The sequence below is a fragment of the Haloterrigena sp. KLK7 genome (assembly GCF_037914945.1).
GTDB lineage: Archaea > Halobacteriota > Halobacteria > Halobacteriales > Natrialbaceae > Haloterrigena > Haloterrigena salinisoli.
On the sequence record NZ_CP149787.1, the window covers coordinates 3,480,035 to 3,495,115 of the forward strand.

Genomic DNA, 15,081 nt, shown 5'->3' on the forward strand with positions numbered 1-15,081 from the left:
GACTTATCGGCTGATGCGACAAAAACTCGCCGTTCTCGCTATCGCCGTACTCGTTCTCTCGCTGTTCGCTCCCGCCGCGGCCGGGAGCAGTGGCACCGTTACACCGACCGCCGCGGACGCGACGCAGGCGGAGTGTGAGTTCCCGATCGAAGTAACCGACGCGACGGGCGAAACGATCACCCTCGAGGAACCGCCCGAGACCGTCGTCGCCTTACAACCGAGCGACGCGCGAACGGTCTTCGAGATCGGCGCCGAGGATCGCCTCGTCGGCGTTCCGGACAACCCGGCGGTCGCCGACCTCGAGACGGACGGCATCGAATCGGTCACCGACGGCTACCAGATCCAGCACGAGACGGTGGTCGATCTCGATCCGGACGTCGTCCTCGCCGCGAACACCACGTCCGAGTCGGACATCGAGACGCTCCGCGACGCCGGTCTCGACGTGTACCACTTCGGCGAGGCCCGATCGATCGACGACGTCCGCAACAACACTCGCCGAACCGGGGAACTCACCGGCGAGTGCGCCGGCGCAGAAGAATCCGTCCAGTGGATGGACGAGCGCCTCGAGATCGTCGACGAGGCGCTCGAGGGTGCGGACCGACCCCTCGCGTACTACCCCATGGGTGCCGACGGAACGACGCCCGGAACCGACTCCTTCATCCACGACGTGCTGACGACGGCCGGCGTCGAGGACCTCTCCGAAGCGGCGTCGGGTTCGTTCTACCCGCAACTGAGCGAGGAGACGATCGTCGAGGAGGATCCGGAGTGGATCATCTACCCAGACGACTCGGCGGAACCGCGGATGCCCGACGTCGCCGAAGCGACGACCGCGTACCAGTCCGGCAACCTCGTCGCCGTCGACGCAAATCAGATCAGCCAACCCACGCCGCAGGTGATCTATCCGATCGTGGAGATCGTGGGCGAAGTACACCCGGAGGCGTACGCGGAGGCGACCGCCGACCTGAACGAGACGAACGAAACCGCTGACGAGAACGAGACGAACGAGAGCGACGGCGAGACCGAAGACACGATCCCCGGCTTCGGGGTCCCCGTCGCGGTCGGCGCAGTCGTCGCCGCCGTCGGCGTCCTCGCGCGCCGTCGATAACCCCAGTCCCGGCCCGCCCGTTTTGAAAAGCATTTACCCGTCGGACTGCCGAGATGAGTGTATGGTCGAAAACGTCATCTGGCCCGCCTATCTCGACGCGAACCGCACCCGCTCGGAGGGGCGGCGCGTCTCACGGGATCTCGCGGTCGAGGCACCGACGGTCGACGAAATCGCGAAAGCCGTCCAGCAGATCGGCTACGACGCTACGATCGAGCGGGACAAGGCCTACTCCCGGGAGCACTGGGCCGACCGGGGACGAGTCGTCGTCCGCGGCGCCGACGACTCGACGAAGAACGACCTCGTTCAGGCCGTCGCGGCGTACGTCGTCGCGATGCGCGACTGACGTGCGCCGGATCGGCTCCGTCGTCCGTACCGCACAGGGGCTGGCCATCCTGCGGGCCGGCGACACCGACGGTGACGCGTCCGACGACTCCGGCGACCGGTTCCGCGACGAGATCGGGACGTCGGTCCTCGACGACTCCCTCGAGTCGGTCGGCCGCGTCGTCGACGTCTTCGGCCCGGTCGACCGCCCCTATCTCGCGGTAACTCCGGACGACGACGTTCACCTGCCGTCGCTGGTCGGATCGACGCTCTACGCGCGGTGACGTCCGCTTCGGCCTCGTCTCGACGCTCGCAGTGCGACGGCCCGTGCATCGGCGACCCCGCGAATCGACTCGCGGGGAGAGGAAAACACCCATAGGAGCCGGGTGCGAACCGCGGGCCATGAACGATCGGACGCGAGCCCTCCTCGCCGTCGGACTGACGGTCGCGCTCTTTCTGAGCGTCCAACTCGGCGCGCTGGCGCTGGTCGAGCCCTTCTACGAGGGCGGCCACCAGTCCGTCGAGGATCCCGACGATCCGACCAACAGTCTCGTCTACTTCGGTATCATTCTCGTCGCGACCGCGCTCATGCTCGTCACCATCAGATACGACGTCGAGTGGCTCATCAAGGCCATGATCATCGCCGTCAGCGTGATGATCTCGTGGTACGTCTTCGACGAACTCGTCCCATCCGTGGTCACGGTGGGTTCAGTCAACGTCGTCGCCGCGGCCGCCGCCGTGGCCGTCGGCGGCGCCCTCCTGCTGTACCCGGAGTGGTACGTCATCGATCTCACGGGCGTCGTGATGGGCGCCGGCGCGGCCGCGCTGTTCGGCATCAGCTTCGGCCTCCTGCCGGCGCTCCTGTTGCTTACCGTCCTCGCCGTCTACGACGCGATCAGCGTCTACGGCACCGAACACATGCTCGACCTCGCCGAGGGCGTGATGGCGCTCAAGATCCCCGTCGTCCTCGTCGTCCCGACGACGCTCTCCTTTTCCTACCTCGACCCCGAGAGCACCGAGGGGGTCGTCGACGGCCACGAGGAGAGCGACACCGGGAGCGATGTCTCGAGCGGCACGGACGCCTCGAACAGCGCCAGCGACCCGAGTCCGACCGCCGACTCGAGCACCGACGGCGGTCCGCGTCCCGACGACGCGTCGGCGGAAAGCGACGCCGACGCTACCCCGGAGACCGACGCGGGCGACGCCCTCGAGCGCGACGCCCTCTTCATCGGGCTCGGTGACGCCGTCATCCCGACGGTCCTCGTCGCGAGCGCGGCGTACTTCCTCGAGGTCGGGACGCTCGACGTCCCCGGGATATCGTTGAACGTCCCGGCACTGGGCGCGCTGATCGGGACGATCGCCGGCCTGCTCGTGCTTATGCACATGGTCCTCAAGGGACGACCCCACGCGGGACTGCCGCTGCTCAACGGCGGCGCGATCGCCGGCTACCTCGTCGGCGCGCTCGCGAGCGGGCTGTCGCTCGCGACGGCACTGGGGCTCTGAACCGCGACGGGACGGTTCGCCGCCGGTCGCGGAGTCCGGGCCACTCTCGAGGCCGATCCCGCCGACGGTCCGAGAACCGAGACGGGGGACTCGGTTTCGAGCGAGAGCGCCGATCCGACGAACGAATAGGACCAGTCTATCGGGGAACCGCGGTCCCGTCTATCGGACCCGTTATTCGTCGCTTTCGTCGCCGTCCTTCAGGTCGACCTCGACGTCGTCCCCGTGCTGGATGCCCGTCGTCATCGTCTCGGCGCGCTCGGCCTCCGACTCCAGCGGGACGTTCTCGTCGTCGGGATAGACGGCGATGATCACGAGGTGGTCGTCCCCGTGTTCGGCCTTGGCGACGTCGACGTAGACGTCGACCTCGGCCGAACCCTGGAGCGTCGCCGCCCCCTCCCATCTGTCGTACGAGATCGTCACGTCGAGGCCGTCGATGTCCCCTTTCGTGACGGCGCGGCCCCCGACGTTGTCGCCGACCTCGAAGTCCTCGTACTGTCCCTGAACGTACTCGATGAGTTCGGCCCTGCTCATCTCGTCGACGGGGTTGAAGTCCTCGCCAGCGACGGTGACCTGCGGCGTCGAGACGAGCGCGAAGACGCCGGCTTCCTGCTCGGGCCCGAGCTCGTCCATCGGGAGCTCGAGGGTCCGCGTGTACTCGGTGATATAGTTGGTGACCTCGACGGTCTCACCGGCGAACTCCCGCTCCTCGACGAGTTCTTCGGTTCCCGTGTACGCGTATCCGGCCGCGTCGGCCGCGTCCTCGCTGACGCGGATCGGCGACGCCTCGAACGTCGTGGCGTCGTCGATGAGACCACTGAGACAGCCCGCCGAGACGCTGACGGCACCGGCAGCGGCCGCGGCAACGAATCGTCGTCGATACATACTATTCGTGTCGACCGTGTTCTCAAGTATAACTTTCGGGGACGTCGTCACGTCGTGGTGCCTGAAAACTGACTCGTGCGGGCCAAATCGACGGTTCGCGGCGCGCCGGGCGACCGCTACTCGCCGGACGGGAGCCGATAGGTCGCGCCGTCGTCGGTGTCCTGCACCTCGATACCCAGCGCCTCGAGTTCGTCGCGCAGGTCGTCGGCGCGCTCGTAGTTGCCCGCCTCGCGTTCGCGCTCGCGGACCTCGAGGACGAGGTCGACGACGTCGCCCGCGAGGTCGGCCGTCCCGGTCGTCTCGCCGGCGAAGGAGAGACCGAGCACGGCGCCGAGCTCCTCGAGGGCGTCGACGGCGTCCCGAAGCCCGCGGTAGTCGTACTCCGCGCGATCCTCGAGGTGGGCGTTGATCGCCGTCGCGATCTCGAGCAGCGCGGACTGGGCCTCGCGCGTGTTGAAGTCGTCGTTCATCGCAGAAACGAACGAGTGCCGGGCGGTCTCGATCTCCTCGCGGAACGCCGCGTCCTCGACTTTCGTCCGCGCGTCGGGGGAGTCGACCGCCTCGACGGCCGCCTCGTAGGCGCGCTCGAGGCGATCCCAGCGCTCCTCGGCCTCCGCGATCGTCTCGTCGGAGTAGAGCTGTTTGCTATTATACGACCCCGCGGTCAGGAACGTCCGCAGGACGTTCGTCCCCCACTGGTCGACCGCGTCGTCGACGGTGACGAAGTTGCCCAGACTCGAGGACATCTTCTCGTCGTCCATCTGGAACAGCTCGCAGTGGAGCCAGTAGTTGGCGAACTCCTGACCAGTAGCGGCCTCGGACTGGGCGATCTCGTTCTCGTGATGGGGGAAGACCAGATCTCGGCCGCCGACGTGGATGTCGAGGGTCTCGTCGAGGTGAGTCATGCTCATCGCCGAGCACTCGATGTGCCAGCCGGGTCGGCCCTCGCCCCACGGCGACTCCCAGGTCTCGCCCGCTGGCGGGTCGCCGCCGTGATCGACGCCCTCGTGGCGGTGCTCTTCGACCGCGCTCTCGTCGACGCCGCCGGCCTTCCAGAGCGCGAAGTCCGCCGGATGCCGTTTCTCCGAACGCTCGTCTGGGTCGCCCTGTGACTCGATCTCCTCGAGTTCCTGGTTCGAGAGCTTGCCGTAGTCGTCGAAGCTCGTCACGTCGAAGTAGACCGAGCCGTTGGACTCGTAGGCGTAGCCCTCCTCGACCAGCGTCTCGACGAGGTCGACGATCTCGGGGACGTGCTCGGAGACGCGGGGGTAGACCTCCGCCCGCAGGAGGTTCAGCGAGCGCATGTCCGCGAGCGTGCGTTCGATGTAGCTCTCCGCGACGTCGAGTTCGTCCTCGCCCAGCTCGTCCTCGCCGACGCGGGCGACGATCTTCTCGTTGATGTCGGTGAAGTTCTCGACGTGACGCACGTCGTAGCCGAGGTACTCGAGCCAGCGGTGCATGACGTCGACGTGGACCCACGACCGCGCGTGGCCCAGGTGGGGCGGGTCGGAGACCGTCAGGCCACAGTAGTACAGTAGGACGTTCTCGGGGTCCCGTGGCTCGAACGGCTCCTTCTCGCCCGTCAACGTGTTCGTCACGTGCAGGGTCATTGGCGATACTTCCCGCGGCCGGTAGTTAAAGCGTTTGACCTCCTTCGCGAGCGTGAGGGCCGAAACGCCGAGCGCACGCGACGGTGATCGCCGGCGGCGAGCTTAGGTCCGATCGGCGAGGAACGCCGCGGCCCGCCGCTCTCCCCGCGCCATCAGTTCCTCGAGGAAATCGGGATCGCGATCGAGTTTGGTCGCGTGGTGATACCCCGTGAGCTCGATCCGGTGGATCGTCGTCACCGTGTAGTCGGGATGGTCGAAGTGGCCCGCCTCGATCCACTCGTTGATCCGTTCGATGAACCGAAGCTCCTGATTCAGCGAGATGTTTCCGCCGAGTTCGTTGCGCCGGTCGGCGATCTCCGTGAGCGTCGTCGGCGTCTCCGACCGTCGCTGAGGGTTGATCTGGACGACCCAGAGCTCGTCGGGCGTCCGCTCGCCGGGGACCGACATCAGGTCGTGTACCGGTGGGTTCTGCGAGAAGAGCCCGTCCCAGTAGCGCTGCCCGTCGACCTCGACGGCTTCGAACACCGTCGGCAGCGCCGCGGAGGCGAGCACCGCGTCCACGGTGACGTCCTCGCCGGTGAACGTCTCGAAGTCGCCGCGCTCGAGGTTGACGGCGCCGATGACGAGCTCCGGTCGCTCGGCGCCGCTGAGTTCGGGAATCGCGTCGAAGTCGACGTACCGCTCGAGGATCTCGGCCAGTCGTCGCTGTGCCGCGTCGTCGTAGGGGACGCGGTACGGACTCACGCTCGGCAGCCCGACGCCCATACTGTCGAGGCGGGTATAGGTCCGGACCCAGTCGTTGAGGAGTCGATCGAACGCGTCGCTCGCCGCGATATCGCTCCAGATCCCGTCGAGGATCTCGACCGCCGTCGACGGGCCGCCGGTGAGCAGTCCGTACCAGACACCCAGCGCGTTGACGGCACCGCCGGAGGTGCCGCTGATGCCGACCAGTTCGAACCGTTCCTCGCCCGCCGTCCAGTTCGCGAGGAGCTCGCGGAGCACGCCCGCCGTGAACGCGGTGTGACTCCCGCCGCCCTGACAGGCGATCGCGATCCGTCGCGGCCCGTTCGAGTCCGCCGTCGACGATTCGGGCGTCGCGTCCGACCGACTCGCGTCGCCGTTTCCGTCGCTCATCCGCCATCACGCCCGCCCGGTCGTCGAGCGAGGGCCCTCGCGCCGCTATTTCGCTCGGCCTGTCGAACCAGTGATCGGATCGGTACTCGGTTCGTGCGCGTCGCCGTGGTGCGAGAAGTCATCCGACACCCACGATAGCCAACGTCCTCCTGTAAATATATTTACGGCAATACGAGCGGCTATTCGGTCGGTACGGCCGCGAGCGCGTCCTCGACGGCCCGCAACGCGTTCGCTCCCGCCAGCCGATCGACGACGACCAGCAGCGTCCCCTCGCCGACGCCGGCCGCGATCGGTGCGATCTCCTCGAGCGACAACCGCCGGAGGACTGCGGCGAGCGCGGCCGCGTCGACGGCCCCGGTCGCGACGATCGCCGTGTGGTCGCCGTCGCCGCCGTCGGGACCGAAGGCCGCTCCGCCGACGGTGAGCAGCGCCTCCGCCTCCGCGTCGCCGTCGACGGACCCGATTCCGCTTTCCATGCGCACGCGAACGTCGCGCGAGTCCGTTTCGTAGGCAGACAACTCCTCGGCGTAGCGGCGCAGCGCCGTCGCGATCGCGTCGGTCTCGCCGTCCACCTCGAGGAACCGGGCGGCAGCGGTGTAGTTGATGATGCCCGCACGCAGCGCCGTCACGAGAAACGGATGCTCCTCGGCCGTGCGTCGGGTCTCGGCGGCCAGTGACATACCGCCCATCGGGGCGGCCGACACCATAAATACGACGCCGTTCCCCGATCGCGGGTCGTCCGATCGCCCGCTCGCTCTCCGGACCACTCGGTCGTCCGGACGCTCGCTCGGACGCCCCGGGACCGCCGTGTTTTTGCCTCGAGCGCCCGTCGTTTCGACTATGCAACCGGCAGACGTCGAGGAACTCATCGAATCGAATCTCGAGGACGCGGAGGCGGAGGTCACGCACGCGCGGGACGAACACGACGACGATCACCTCGCGGCGACGGTCGTCTCCCCCGCGTTCGAGGGCCAGCCGCTGGTCCAGCAACACCAGCAGGTCTACGACGCCCTCGACGGCCACATGACGACCGACATCCACGCCCTCGAGCTGTCGACCTACACGCCCGAGGAGTACGAGGAGTACGAGGGGTAGTCGAACGGATTCCCATGGCTTTCGCCATCGCGGCCGGTCGAGTCGGCGCCGAACGACTGAACCCCAGTTTTATCCGCCGCTCCTGAAAGGATACGCGTATGGAATCGCTTCACCCCCGCGTCCGACTCCTCTGGATCGCTCAGGGGGCGCTCGCGGCGATCGCTCTCGGCGTCGTCATCGCCGCCGTCGACCGGTGGCTCGTCGACGTCCCGACGGTCGCCCTCGGCGGCGTCGTGGCCGTCGGACTCCTCCTCGGCATCGCCTACGCCGTTCGTCGTTACGGCGTCTGGCGGTTCGAGATCGAGTCTGACGCGCTCTATCTGGAGCGCGGGGTGGTCACGTTCGTCGAGACCGCGGTCCCGTTCGTCCGCGTTCAGCACGTCGACACGCAGTTCGGTCCGGTCGAACGCGTCTTCGGCCTCTCGAGCGTGGTCGTCTACACGGCGGGCTCGCGGAACGCTGACGTCCGCATCCCCGGGTTGACGCCGGACCGAGCCGAGACGATTCAGGACACGCTCCGCCAACTGGCCACCGAGAGCGACGCCACCGACGCCGTCTGATCGCGATGAACCGCCTCCACCCACTCAGTGCGGCCGCCTACGCCTTCCAGTACGGGTTCCTCTGGCTGTCGGTCGCGACGATCCTCACGCTCGTCCTCGGTGGGATCTTCGGTCCGATCGATTCTGCCTGGGTCCCCATCGCCGCACCGGTTGGACTCGTCGCCGGAGCGGCCTACGGGATCGCCTACTTCTACCGGTTCGAGTACGGCATCACCCCGGACACGTTCGACGTCGCCTCGGGCGTGTTCGCCCGCCGATCGCGCGAAATCCCGTACGAACGCATCCAGAACGTCGACGTCCGGCAAGGGGTGGTCCAGCGACTGCTCGGCCTCGCCGTCGTCTCGCTCGAGACCGCCGGCGGCGGCAGCACCGAAGCGGCGCTGAACTTCGTCAGCGAATCGGAGGCCACCCGACTGCAACACCAGATCCGCACGCGGACCGCCGAGGTGAAAGACCGCCGTCACGGGCGCGGACAGCGTAGCGCGTCGACGACTAATGATCAACCCTCCGCGACCGACGCGGACTCGAGCGACGGCGAGCGGGAGGGGACGAAACCGGCGGCCGATGCCGACCGACCGGCGGCCGACGCCGGCCAGACGGAGGACGCGGCGACGGGCGATCCGGATGCAGGTTCAGACAGTCACGAGCGCACCTTCGAACCCGAACCGCGACGACCTCGTCGACAGCGACTGTTCGCACTCGAGGCGCGGGAACTCCTGCTCTACTCGTTCACGTCGTTCCGTCCCGCCGCCGTCGCGGCCCTCTTGGGTCTGTTTTTCCTCGCGACCGACCTCGCCATCGACCTGCTCGTGAGCGCCGCACGGCCGTTCGGCGGCCCCTCGAATCTGGGGGAGGGGTCGACCACCAGCTACGGGGTCCTCACGGTGGTATCGATCGTCAACGGCGTCGTGAGCGCGTACGTGCTGAGCGTCGTCTACACGTTCGCCGCCTACTACGACTTCCGGCTCGGTCGCGCCGGCGGGGACTTCGTCTACGAGCGCGGGCTGCTCCAGCGCTACAGCGGCTCGATCCCCGTCGAGAAGGTCCAGTCGGTGACGGTGACCGCCAACCCGCTCCAGCGACTGATCGGCTACGCCGGGCTGTGGGTCGAGACGGCCGGGTACGGCCCCGACAGCGACAGCGGCGGCAGCCAGTCGGCCGTGCCGCTGGCGGAACGGGGTCGCGTCCACCGATTCACCGAGACGCTCACCGGCGTCGAATCGCCGCGGTTCAGGAGCCCGCCGACGATCGCCCGCCGACGGTACCTCGTCCGGTACTCGATCGTCGCCGCCCTCGTCGTCGCGGCCGCGTTCGCCGTCACGCGGGTAACGGTCCTCGAGCGCTGGTACGTCGCCGCCGTCGTCTTCGTCGCGGTCCCGCCCGCGGCCCACCTGAAGTACGCGAACCTCGGCTACTACGTCGGCGAGGATCACCTCGTCGTCCGGCGGGGCTTCTGGAAGCGCCGGACGACCGTCATCCCCTACTACCGCATCCAGACGGTCTCGACGCGACGGTCGATCTTCCAGCGCCGCCTCGGGCTCGCGTCGCTGGTCGTCGACACCGCGAGTTCGCGCAGCTTCTTCTGGACGTCGCCGACGATCTACGACGTCGACCTCGAGGACGCGCGCACCGTCCACGGCACCGGCCGAAACCGCCTCCAGACGGCCCTGCGCGAGCGCGCTCGTGCGGACGACAGCGGGCTGACGATCGATTTCACTTGAGTTGTGCTAATCCCGACATTTTATTGAATAGTACTAACATGAATCGAGCATGGAAGCCCTCCATCCCCGTATCAGACTGTTCTGGGTCGCGAAGGGGGCGATCGGCGCGATCGCCCTCGGCGTCGGTCTCGCCGCCGCGGACCGATGGATAGCCGACGTCCCGCTCGCCGCGATCGCCGCCGTCGTGGCCGTCGGTCTCGGCCTCGGGATCGCCTACGCGGTGCGGCTCTACCGGATCTGGCAGTACGAGATCCAGCCCGACGCGCTCTACTTAGAGCGGGGCGTGATCACGTTCGTCGAGACGTCGGTCCCGTTCGTCCGCGTCCAGCACGTCGACACGCAGTTCGGCCCGATCGAGCGCGCTCTCGGGCTCTCGAGCGTGGTGGTCTACACGGCGGGCTCGCGGAACGCCGACGTCCGCATTCCGGGGCTGACTCCCGACCGAGCGCGCGAACTGCAGGACGCGCTTCGAAGACTCGCCGTCGAGAGCGAGGCCGACGATGGCGTCTAACGCGAACCGTCTCCACCCGCTCACCGGGGCGATGATGGCCCTTCGACGAGGATTCACCGGGTTCTCGGTCCCGTTTTTCCTCGTGGGAGTGGGATCGGGTATCCTCGGAATCGATGCCGACCTCGCCATCGATCTCCTGTTCGTCCTCTCTCCGCTCGGCTCCGTCGTCGGTGCCGGCTACGGCCTCGCGTACTACTATCGCTTCACGTACGCGCTCACGGCGGACACGTTCGACGTGACGTCCGGCGTTCTCTCCCGACGCGCCCGCGAAATTCCGTACCGCCGCGTCCAGAACGTCGATATCTCGCAGGGGATCGTCCAGCGACTGCTCGGCCTCGCCGTCGTCTCGCTCGAGACCGCCGGCGGCGGCAACACGGAGGCGACCCTGCGGTTCGTGAGCAGCGACGAGGCCGATCGAATCCGGTCCGAAATCCGCCAGCGGACGGTCGCTGCCGACAACGCGAGCGACGCGGCCGACCGGTCCGCGGCGACCGATTCGCCCTCCGAGACTGGGGACGAGGACGTTACAGCGCCCCGGCACGACAGTGGCGCCGCTCGGGGCGACCGGTCGGCGACGCTCCTGTTCGAGCTCGAGGTCAGCGAACTGCTGGTCTACGCCGTGACCGCGTTCCGATGGGGTGCCGCGGGCTTCCCGATCCTGCTGGTGAGCATATTGACGGACGCCGATTCGGGCGCGGGCTTCGTTCCCGACTTCGTCTTCGAGACCGCCGGTTTCGTCGGCGGTCCCGAATCGATCGACGGTGCCCCGGTCGACGCGCTCCTCATTCTGGCCGCGGTCGCCGCGCTGCAGTGGTTCGTCGCCACGTACGTCGCCAGCGCGCTCTATACGATCGTGAACTACTACGGGTTCCGGCTCGGTCGACAGGGGAACGATCTGATCTACGAACGCGGCCTCCTCCAGCGCTACAGCGGGTCGATCCCGACCGACAAGATCCAGTCGGTGACGATCACCGACAACCCGCTTCAACGGCTGGTCGGCTACGCCGGCCTCTGGGTCGAGACCGCCGGACACGGGCCCGAGAGCAGCGGCGGGAATCAGTCGGCCGTTCCGATGGCCGCCGAATCGCGGGTCCAGCGCTTCGCGACGGCGCTGACCGGCGTCGACCGCACCGACTTTCGCGGCGCGTCGCCGCTGGCTCGGCGTCGGTATCTCGTGCGCTATTCGCTGCTGGCCGTCGGCGTCGTCGGCCTCGCGTTCGCGGTCACTCGAGTGACGGATCTCGAGCGCTGGTATCTCGCGGCGATCGCTGTCGTGGCGGCGCCGCCCGCGGCACACCTGAAATACGTCAATCTGGGCTATCACGTCGGCGACGATCACGTCGTGATCCGGCGCGGGTTCTGGCGGCGGCGGACGACCGTCATCCCCTACTATCGCGTGCAGACGATCTCGACGCGGCGCTCGGTCTTTCAACGTCGCCTCGGACTGGCATCGCTGGTCGTCGATACGGCCAGCTCCCGAACGTTCTCCTGGTCGGAACCGACGATTTACGATATCGACCTCGAGGACGCGCGCGCCGTCCACGACACTGGCCGGAAACGCCTCCGGACGGCCCTGCGCGAGCGCGCTCGAGCGGACGACAGCGGGCTCACGATCGATTCCACCTGAGTCGCGTCGATTCCCGTGATTTTATCGAATGGGACTAACATGTTTCTGGTATGGAAGCCCTCCATCCCCGTATCAGACTGTTCTGGATCGCGAAGGGGGCGATCGGCGCGATCGTCCTCGGCGTCGGTCTCGCCGCCGCGGACCGGTGGATAACCGACGTCCCGCTCGCCGCGATCGCCGCCGTCGTGGCCGTCGGTTTCGGCCTCGGAATCGCCTACGCGGTGCGGCTCTATCGGGTCTGGCAGTACGAGATCCAGCCCGACGCGCTCTACTTAGAGCGGGGCGTCGTCACGTTCGTCGAGACGTCGGTGCCATTCGTTCGCGTCCAGCACGTCGACACGCAGTTCGGCCCGATCGAGCGCGCCCTCGGGCTCTCGAGCGTGGTGGTCTACACGGCGGGCTCGCGGAACGCGGACGTTCGAATCCCGGGGCTCACTCCCGACCGAGCGCGTGACCTGCAGGACACGCTTCGGAAACTGGCCGTCGAGAGCGAGGCCGACGACGGCGTCTAACCAGCCATGAATCGCTTACACCCGTTCACCGCGATTTCGGAGGCGCTGGGGCGTGCAGCGAGCGGGCTCATGCTCCCGCTCGCCGCGGTCACCGTCCTCTCGGAGTCCGTCGACGCCGTCGAGACGAGTTGGCTGCTCGTGTTGGCGCCGCTCGGCGTCCTCTCCGGGCTCGCCTACGGCGTGGCCCACTACTACCGGTTCGGCTACGAACTCACCGACGAGACGTTCGACGTCACGTCGGGCGTCTTCTCGAGACAGGCCCGCGAGATCCCCTACCGGCGGATCCAGAACGTCGACGTTCGGCAGGGGATGGTCCAGCGACTGCTCGGCCTCGCCGTCGTCGAACTCGAGACCGCGGGCGGCGGCGACACCGAGGCGACGCTGGAGTACGTGAGCAAGGCGGAGGCCGACCGGATCCAGCGGGAGGTCCGCCGGCTGACCGCCGAAGTCGACGCCGACGGCGACCGCTCGGCTCCGTCGCCCGAGGCGGAACCGACAGCCGACGCGGACGCGTCGACGGCGGCCGACGCCTCGACAGCGGCGGACGCGCCGACCGACGCCGCCGACAGCGGTCGGTCCCGACCGGCGCGGACGCTCCTGTTTGAACTCGAGCTCCGGGAGCTGGTGCTCTACGCCGCGACCGCGCTCAGGCCGGGGACCGCGATCCTCCCGGTGTTCCTGCTGGCGTTCGTGAGCGACGAGGGGGGCCTGCTCCCCGGATTCGTCCTCGAGCTCTCCGCCGCGTTGCTGATCGGTTCGATCGTCGTCCCGTGGGCGCTCGCGACGGCCCTCCTCAGCGCGGCGATGACGGTCACGCAGTACTACGGCTTCCGGCTCGGCCGGGAGGGGAACGACTTCGTCTACGAGCGCGGGCTGGTCGAGCGCCACAGCGGCTCGATCCCCGTCGAGAAGGTCCAGTCGGTGACGATCACGGACAACCCCCTCCAGCGGCTGCTCGGCTACGCCGGGCTGTGGGTCGAGACCGCCGGCTACGGCCCCGGCGACTCGAGCGCGAGCGAGTCGACGGTACCGTTCGCCGCCGAGTCCCGCGTCTACGGCTTCGCCGAACGGATCACCGGCCTCGAGCGGCCCCAGTTCACCTCGCTGCCGACGCTGGCGCGGCGCCGGTATCTCGCCCGCTACGCGATACTGGCCGCCGTCCTCGTCGCGGCCGCCTACGGGGTCGCGCAGGTCTCCGGCCTCGAGCGCTGGTATCTCGCCGCGGTCGCCTTCGCGGCGGCCCCTCCGGCGGCGCACCTGAAGTGGACCAACATGGGATACGCCGTCTGCGAGGACCACCTCGTCGTCCGGCGGGGCTTCTGGAAGCGACGGACGACCGTGATCCCCTACTACCGCATCCAGACCCTGACGACCCGGCGGTCGCTGTTCCAGCGCCGCCTCGGGCTGGCGTCGGTCGTCGTCGACACCGCGAGCTCGGCCACCTTCTCCTGGTCGGCGCCGACGATCGAGAACGTCGCCCTCGAGGACGCGCGCGCCGTCCACGACACCGGCCGGGACCGCCTGCAGACGGCCCTGCACGAACGCGATCGGGACGACGAACGATCTGGGGCGTTCGCCGATCGGCAGTGAGCCACCGATGCGACACCGAGTCCGTGTCCGTGTCCGAGCCTGAACCGGCGTTCGGCGGCGATGCCCCGTCGTCAGGGACGAGACCACGACGTTTTTGCCCCGACCGTTCGACTCGCCCTGTATGGATCCAGCCGGCATCGATCGACCGACCGAGGAACGCAATCGGGGCCGGAAGCGGGGGCGGACATGATTCGTGATGCGCTTCGATACCCGGTCAGCGACGCGTTCGGACGGGCGGCGCTGCTCAGGTGCGGTGTCGGCGTCGTCGCGACCGCGGTCGGGGCGCGGTACGCGGTCGCGTTCGCGCCGTCGATAGTCGCGCTCGTCCCCGCGCTCGTCGCGCTCCTCGGCCTCGTCGTCCTCTTCGGAACGGCAGCCGTCGTCCTCGGCTCCGACGGGCGGCGCCCGCGGCCGTCCGTGCGGGCGATCGCCCGTTCCGGTCTCGGGGCGCTCGCGTTGGCGGTCGCGGTGCTCGTCCCGTCGATCGTCCTGCTGGCGCGGTCGCTGATCGAGACGCCGGAGGCGCTCGCGCTCGGCACCGGCGCGGGACTGTTCGCGCTCGTCTCGTCGACGATCTCGATCTTCTTCTTCGTCGCGTGTGCGTACGCGTATCCCGCCGCAGTGGCCGCGAGCGCCTCGACCGGACGGCTGCGTGCGGCCGTCGAGACCGAGACGGTACTGCCCGCGTTGACCGACCCGACGTACTTCCTCCGGTGGATCGTCGGCTTTTCGCTCACCGTTCTCGCGGCGTGGCTCGCCGTCACGGCCGTCCGTCGCGGCGACGTGCTGGGTGTGCTCGCCGCGGCGGCCGCCGCCTACGCCCTCGTCGCGGGCGCCCGCGCCGTCGGCGTCGGCTACGCTCGAGCGTCCGGCGGTGAGCCGAGGGCGTAGCTGCGGGACGAACGGCCGA

16 protein-coding genes are annotated in these 15,081 nt (G+C 68.5%); 12 read left to right on the top strand and 4 right to left on the bottom strand.

What is annotated here, in order from left to right:
- Positions 1-13: 13 nt before the first annotated feature.
- The 4 genes from WD430_RS17250 to WD430_RS17265 all read left to right on the top strand — a co-directional run bounded on the left by WD430_RS17250 (position 14) and on the right by WD430_RS17265 (position 2,929).
- Entirely contained in the window at positions 14-1,105 is a 1,092-nt protein-coding gene (locus WD430_RS17250; RefSeq protein WP_339103653.1) for a PGF-CTERM-anchored ABC transporter substrate-binding protein, read from the top strand.
- 61 nt (positions 1,106-1,166) lie between these two features.
- Positions 1,167-1,448, top strand: a complete 282-nt coding sequence (srp19, locus tag WD430_RS17255) for a signal recognition particle subunit SRP19 (RefSeq protein WP_339103654.1) — start codon at positions 1,167-1,169, stop codon at positions 1,446-1,448.
- A gap of 1 nt (position 1,449) precedes the next feature.
- Positions 1,450-1,710 carry a Gar1/Naf1 family protein gene (locus WD430_RS17260; RefSeq protein WP_339103655.1) on the top strand — a complete coding sequence of 87 codons (261 nt, stop codon included), beginning with the start codon at positions 1,450-1,452 and terminating at the stop codon, positions 1,708-1,710.
- 118 nt (positions 1,711-1,828) lie between these two features.
- Positions 1,829-2,929 carry a presenilin family intramembrane aspartyl protease PSH gene (locus WD430_RS17265; protein WP_339103656.1) on the top strand — a complete coding sequence of 367 codons (1,101 nt, stop codon included), beginning with the start codon at positions 1,829-1,831 and terminating at the stop codon, positions 2,927-2,929.
- A gap of 171 nt (positions 2,930-3,100) precedes the next feature.
- Here the strand turns inward: WD430_RS17265 and WD430_RS17270 are convergent, their stop codons facing one another.
- From WD430_RS17270 to WD430_RS17285, 4 genes are all read right to left on the bottom strand, one after another.
- Complete coding sequence (locus WD430_RS17270) at positions 3,101-3,811, bottom strand: DUF6517 family protein (RefSeq protein WP_339103657.1); 711 nt, start codon at positions 3,809-3,811, stop codon at positions 3,101-3,103.
- Between the two features lie 116 nt (positions 3,812-3,927).
- Positions 3,928-5,421: a cysteine--tRNA ligase gene (cysS, locus tag WD430_RS17275; RefSeq protein WP_339103658.1), complete on the bottom strand. Its 1,494-nt coding sequence runs from the start codon at positions 5,419-5,421 to the stop codon at positions 3,928-3,930.
- 102 nt (positions 5,422-5,523) lie between these two features.
- Positions 5,524-6,555: a patatin-like phospholipase family protein gene (locus WD430_RS17280; RefSeq protein WP_339103659.1), complete on the bottom strand. Its 1,032-nt coding sequence runs from the start codon at positions 6,553-6,555 to the stop codon at positions 5,524-5,526.
- Between the two features lie 179 nt (positions 6,556-6,734).
- A complete protein-coding gene (locus WD430_RS17285) occupies positions 6,735-7,235 on the bottom strand; it encodes a hypothetical protein (protein WP_339103660.1) in 501 nt (166 codons plus the stop codon).
- Between the two features lie 160 nt (positions 7,236-7,395).
- On the opposite strand from WD430_RS17285, the gene WD430_RS17290 reads away from it, so the two are divergent.
- From WD430_RS17290 to WD430_RS17325, 8 genes are all read left to right on the top strand, one after another.
- Positions 7,396-7,650: a BolA family protein gene (locus WD430_RS17290; protein WP_174680026.1), complete on the top strand. Its 255-nt coding sequence runs from the start codon at positions 7,396-7,398 to the stop codon at positions 7,648-7,650.
- A gap of 98 nt (positions 7,651-7,748) precedes the next feature.
- Positions 7,749-8,210 (top strand): PH domain-containing protein, encoded by a 462-nt coding sequence (locus WD430_RS17295; protein WP_339103661.1) that lies wholly within the window; start codon positions 7,749-7,751, stop codon positions 8,208-8,210.
- Between the two features lie 5 nt (positions 8,211-8,215).
- On the top strand, positions 8,216-9,931 hold the full coding sequence (locus WD430_RS17300; RefSeq protein WP_339103662.1) for a PH domain-containing protein: 1,716 nt from the start codon (positions 8,216-8,218) through the stop codon (positions 9,929-9,931).
- A gap of 49 nt (positions 9,932-9,980) precedes the next feature.
- Positions 9,981-10,442 (top strand): PH domain-containing protein, encoded by a 462-nt coding sequence (locus WD430_RS17305; protein WP_339103663.1) that lies wholly within the window; start codon positions 9,981-9,983, stop codon positions 10,440-10,442.
- A complete protein-coding gene (locus WD430_RS17310) occupies positions 10,432-12,069 on the top strand; it encodes a PH domain-containing protein (RefSeq protein WP_339103664.1) in 1,638 nt (545 codons plus the stop codon). Before WD430_RS17305 ends, WD430_RS17310 begins: the two co-directional genes overlap by 11 nt.
- Before the next feature lie 50 nt (positions 12,070-12,119).
- Positions 12,120-12,581: a PH domain-containing protein gene (locus tag WD430_RS17315; RefSeq protein ID WP_339103665.1), complete on the top strand. Its 462-nt coding sequence runs from the start codon at positions 12,120-12,122 to the stop codon at positions 12,579-12,581.
- A 6-nt stretch (positions 12,582-12,587) separates the two neighbouring features.
- On the top strand, positions 12,588-14,171 hold the full coding sequence (locus tag WD430_RS17320) for a PH domain-containing protein (RefSeq protein WP_339103666.1): 1,584 nt from the start codon (positions 12,588-12,590) through the stop codon (positions 14,169-14,171).
- A gap of 186 nt (positions 14,172-14,357) precedes the next feature.
- Positions 14,358-15,062: a DUF4013 domain-containing protein gene (locus WD430_RS17325; protein WP_339103667.1), complete on the top strand. Its 705-nt coding sequence runs from the start codon at positions 14,358-14,360 to the stop codon at positions 15,060-15,062.
- Positions 15,063-15,081 lie beyond the last annotated feature (19 nt).

Bases quoted from the DNA above. Each gene is read 5' to 3' on its own strand.
- WD430_RS17280 (WP_339103659.1), bottom strand. From the start codon at position 6,555: ATGAGCGACGGAAACGGCGACGCGAGTCGGTCGGACGCGACGCCCGAA.
- WD430_RS17310 (WP_339103664.1), top strand. From the start codon at position 10,432: ATGGCGTCTAACGCGAACCGTCTCCACCCGCTCACCGGGGCGATGATG.
- WD430_RS17285 (WP_339103660.1), bottom strand. From the start codon at position 7,235: ATGTCACTGGCCGCCGAGACCCGACGCACGGCCGAGGAGCATCCGTTT.
- WD430_RS17295 (WP_339103661.1), top strand. From the start codon at position 7,749: ATGGAATCGCTTCACCCCCGCGTCCGACTCCTCTGGATCGCTCAGGGG.
- WD430_RS17290 (WP_174680026.1), top strand. From the start codon at position 7,396: ATGCAACCGGCAGACGTCGAGGAACTCATCGAATCGAATCTCGAGGAC.
- srp19 (WP_339103654.1), top strand. From the start codon at position 1,167: ATGGTCGAAAACGTCATCTGGCCCGCCTATCTCGACGCGAACCGCACC.
- WD430_RS17250 (WP_339103653.1), top strand. From the start codon at position 14: ATGCGACAAAAACTCGCCGTTCTCGCTATCGCCGTACTCGTTCTCTCG.
- WD430_RS17300 (WP_339103662.1), top strand. From the start codon at position 8,216: ATGAACCGCCTCCACCCACTCAGTGCGGCCGCCTACGCCTTCCAGTAC.
- WD430_RS17315 (WP_339103665.1), top strand. From the start codon at position 12,120: ATGGAAGCCCTCCATCCCCGTATCAGACTGTTCTGGATCGCGAAGGGG.
- WD430_RS17325 (WP_339103667.1), top strand. From the start codon at position 14,358: ATGATTCGTGATGCGCTTCGATACCCGGTCAGCGACGCGTTCGGACGG.
- WD430_RS17270 (WP_339103657.1), bottom strand. From the start codon at position 3,811: ATGTATCGACGACGATTCGTTGCCGCGGCCGCTGCCGGTGCCGTCAGC.
- WD430_RS17320 (WP_339103666.1), top strand. From the start codon at position 12,588: ATGAATCGCTTACACCCGTTCACCGCGATTTCGGAGGCGCTGGGGCGT.
- WD430_RS17305 (WP_339103663.1), top strand. From the start codon at position 9,981: ATGGAAGCCCTCCATCCCCGTATCAGACTGTTCTGGGTCGCGAAGGGG.
- WD430_RS17265 (WP_339103656.1), top strand. From the start codon at position 1,829: ATGAACGATCGGACGCGAGCCCTCCTCGCCGTCGGACTGACGGTCGCG.
- cysS (WP_339103658.1), bottom strand. From the start codon at position 5,421: ATGACCCTGCACGTGACGAACACGTTGACGGGCGAGAAGGAGCCGTTC.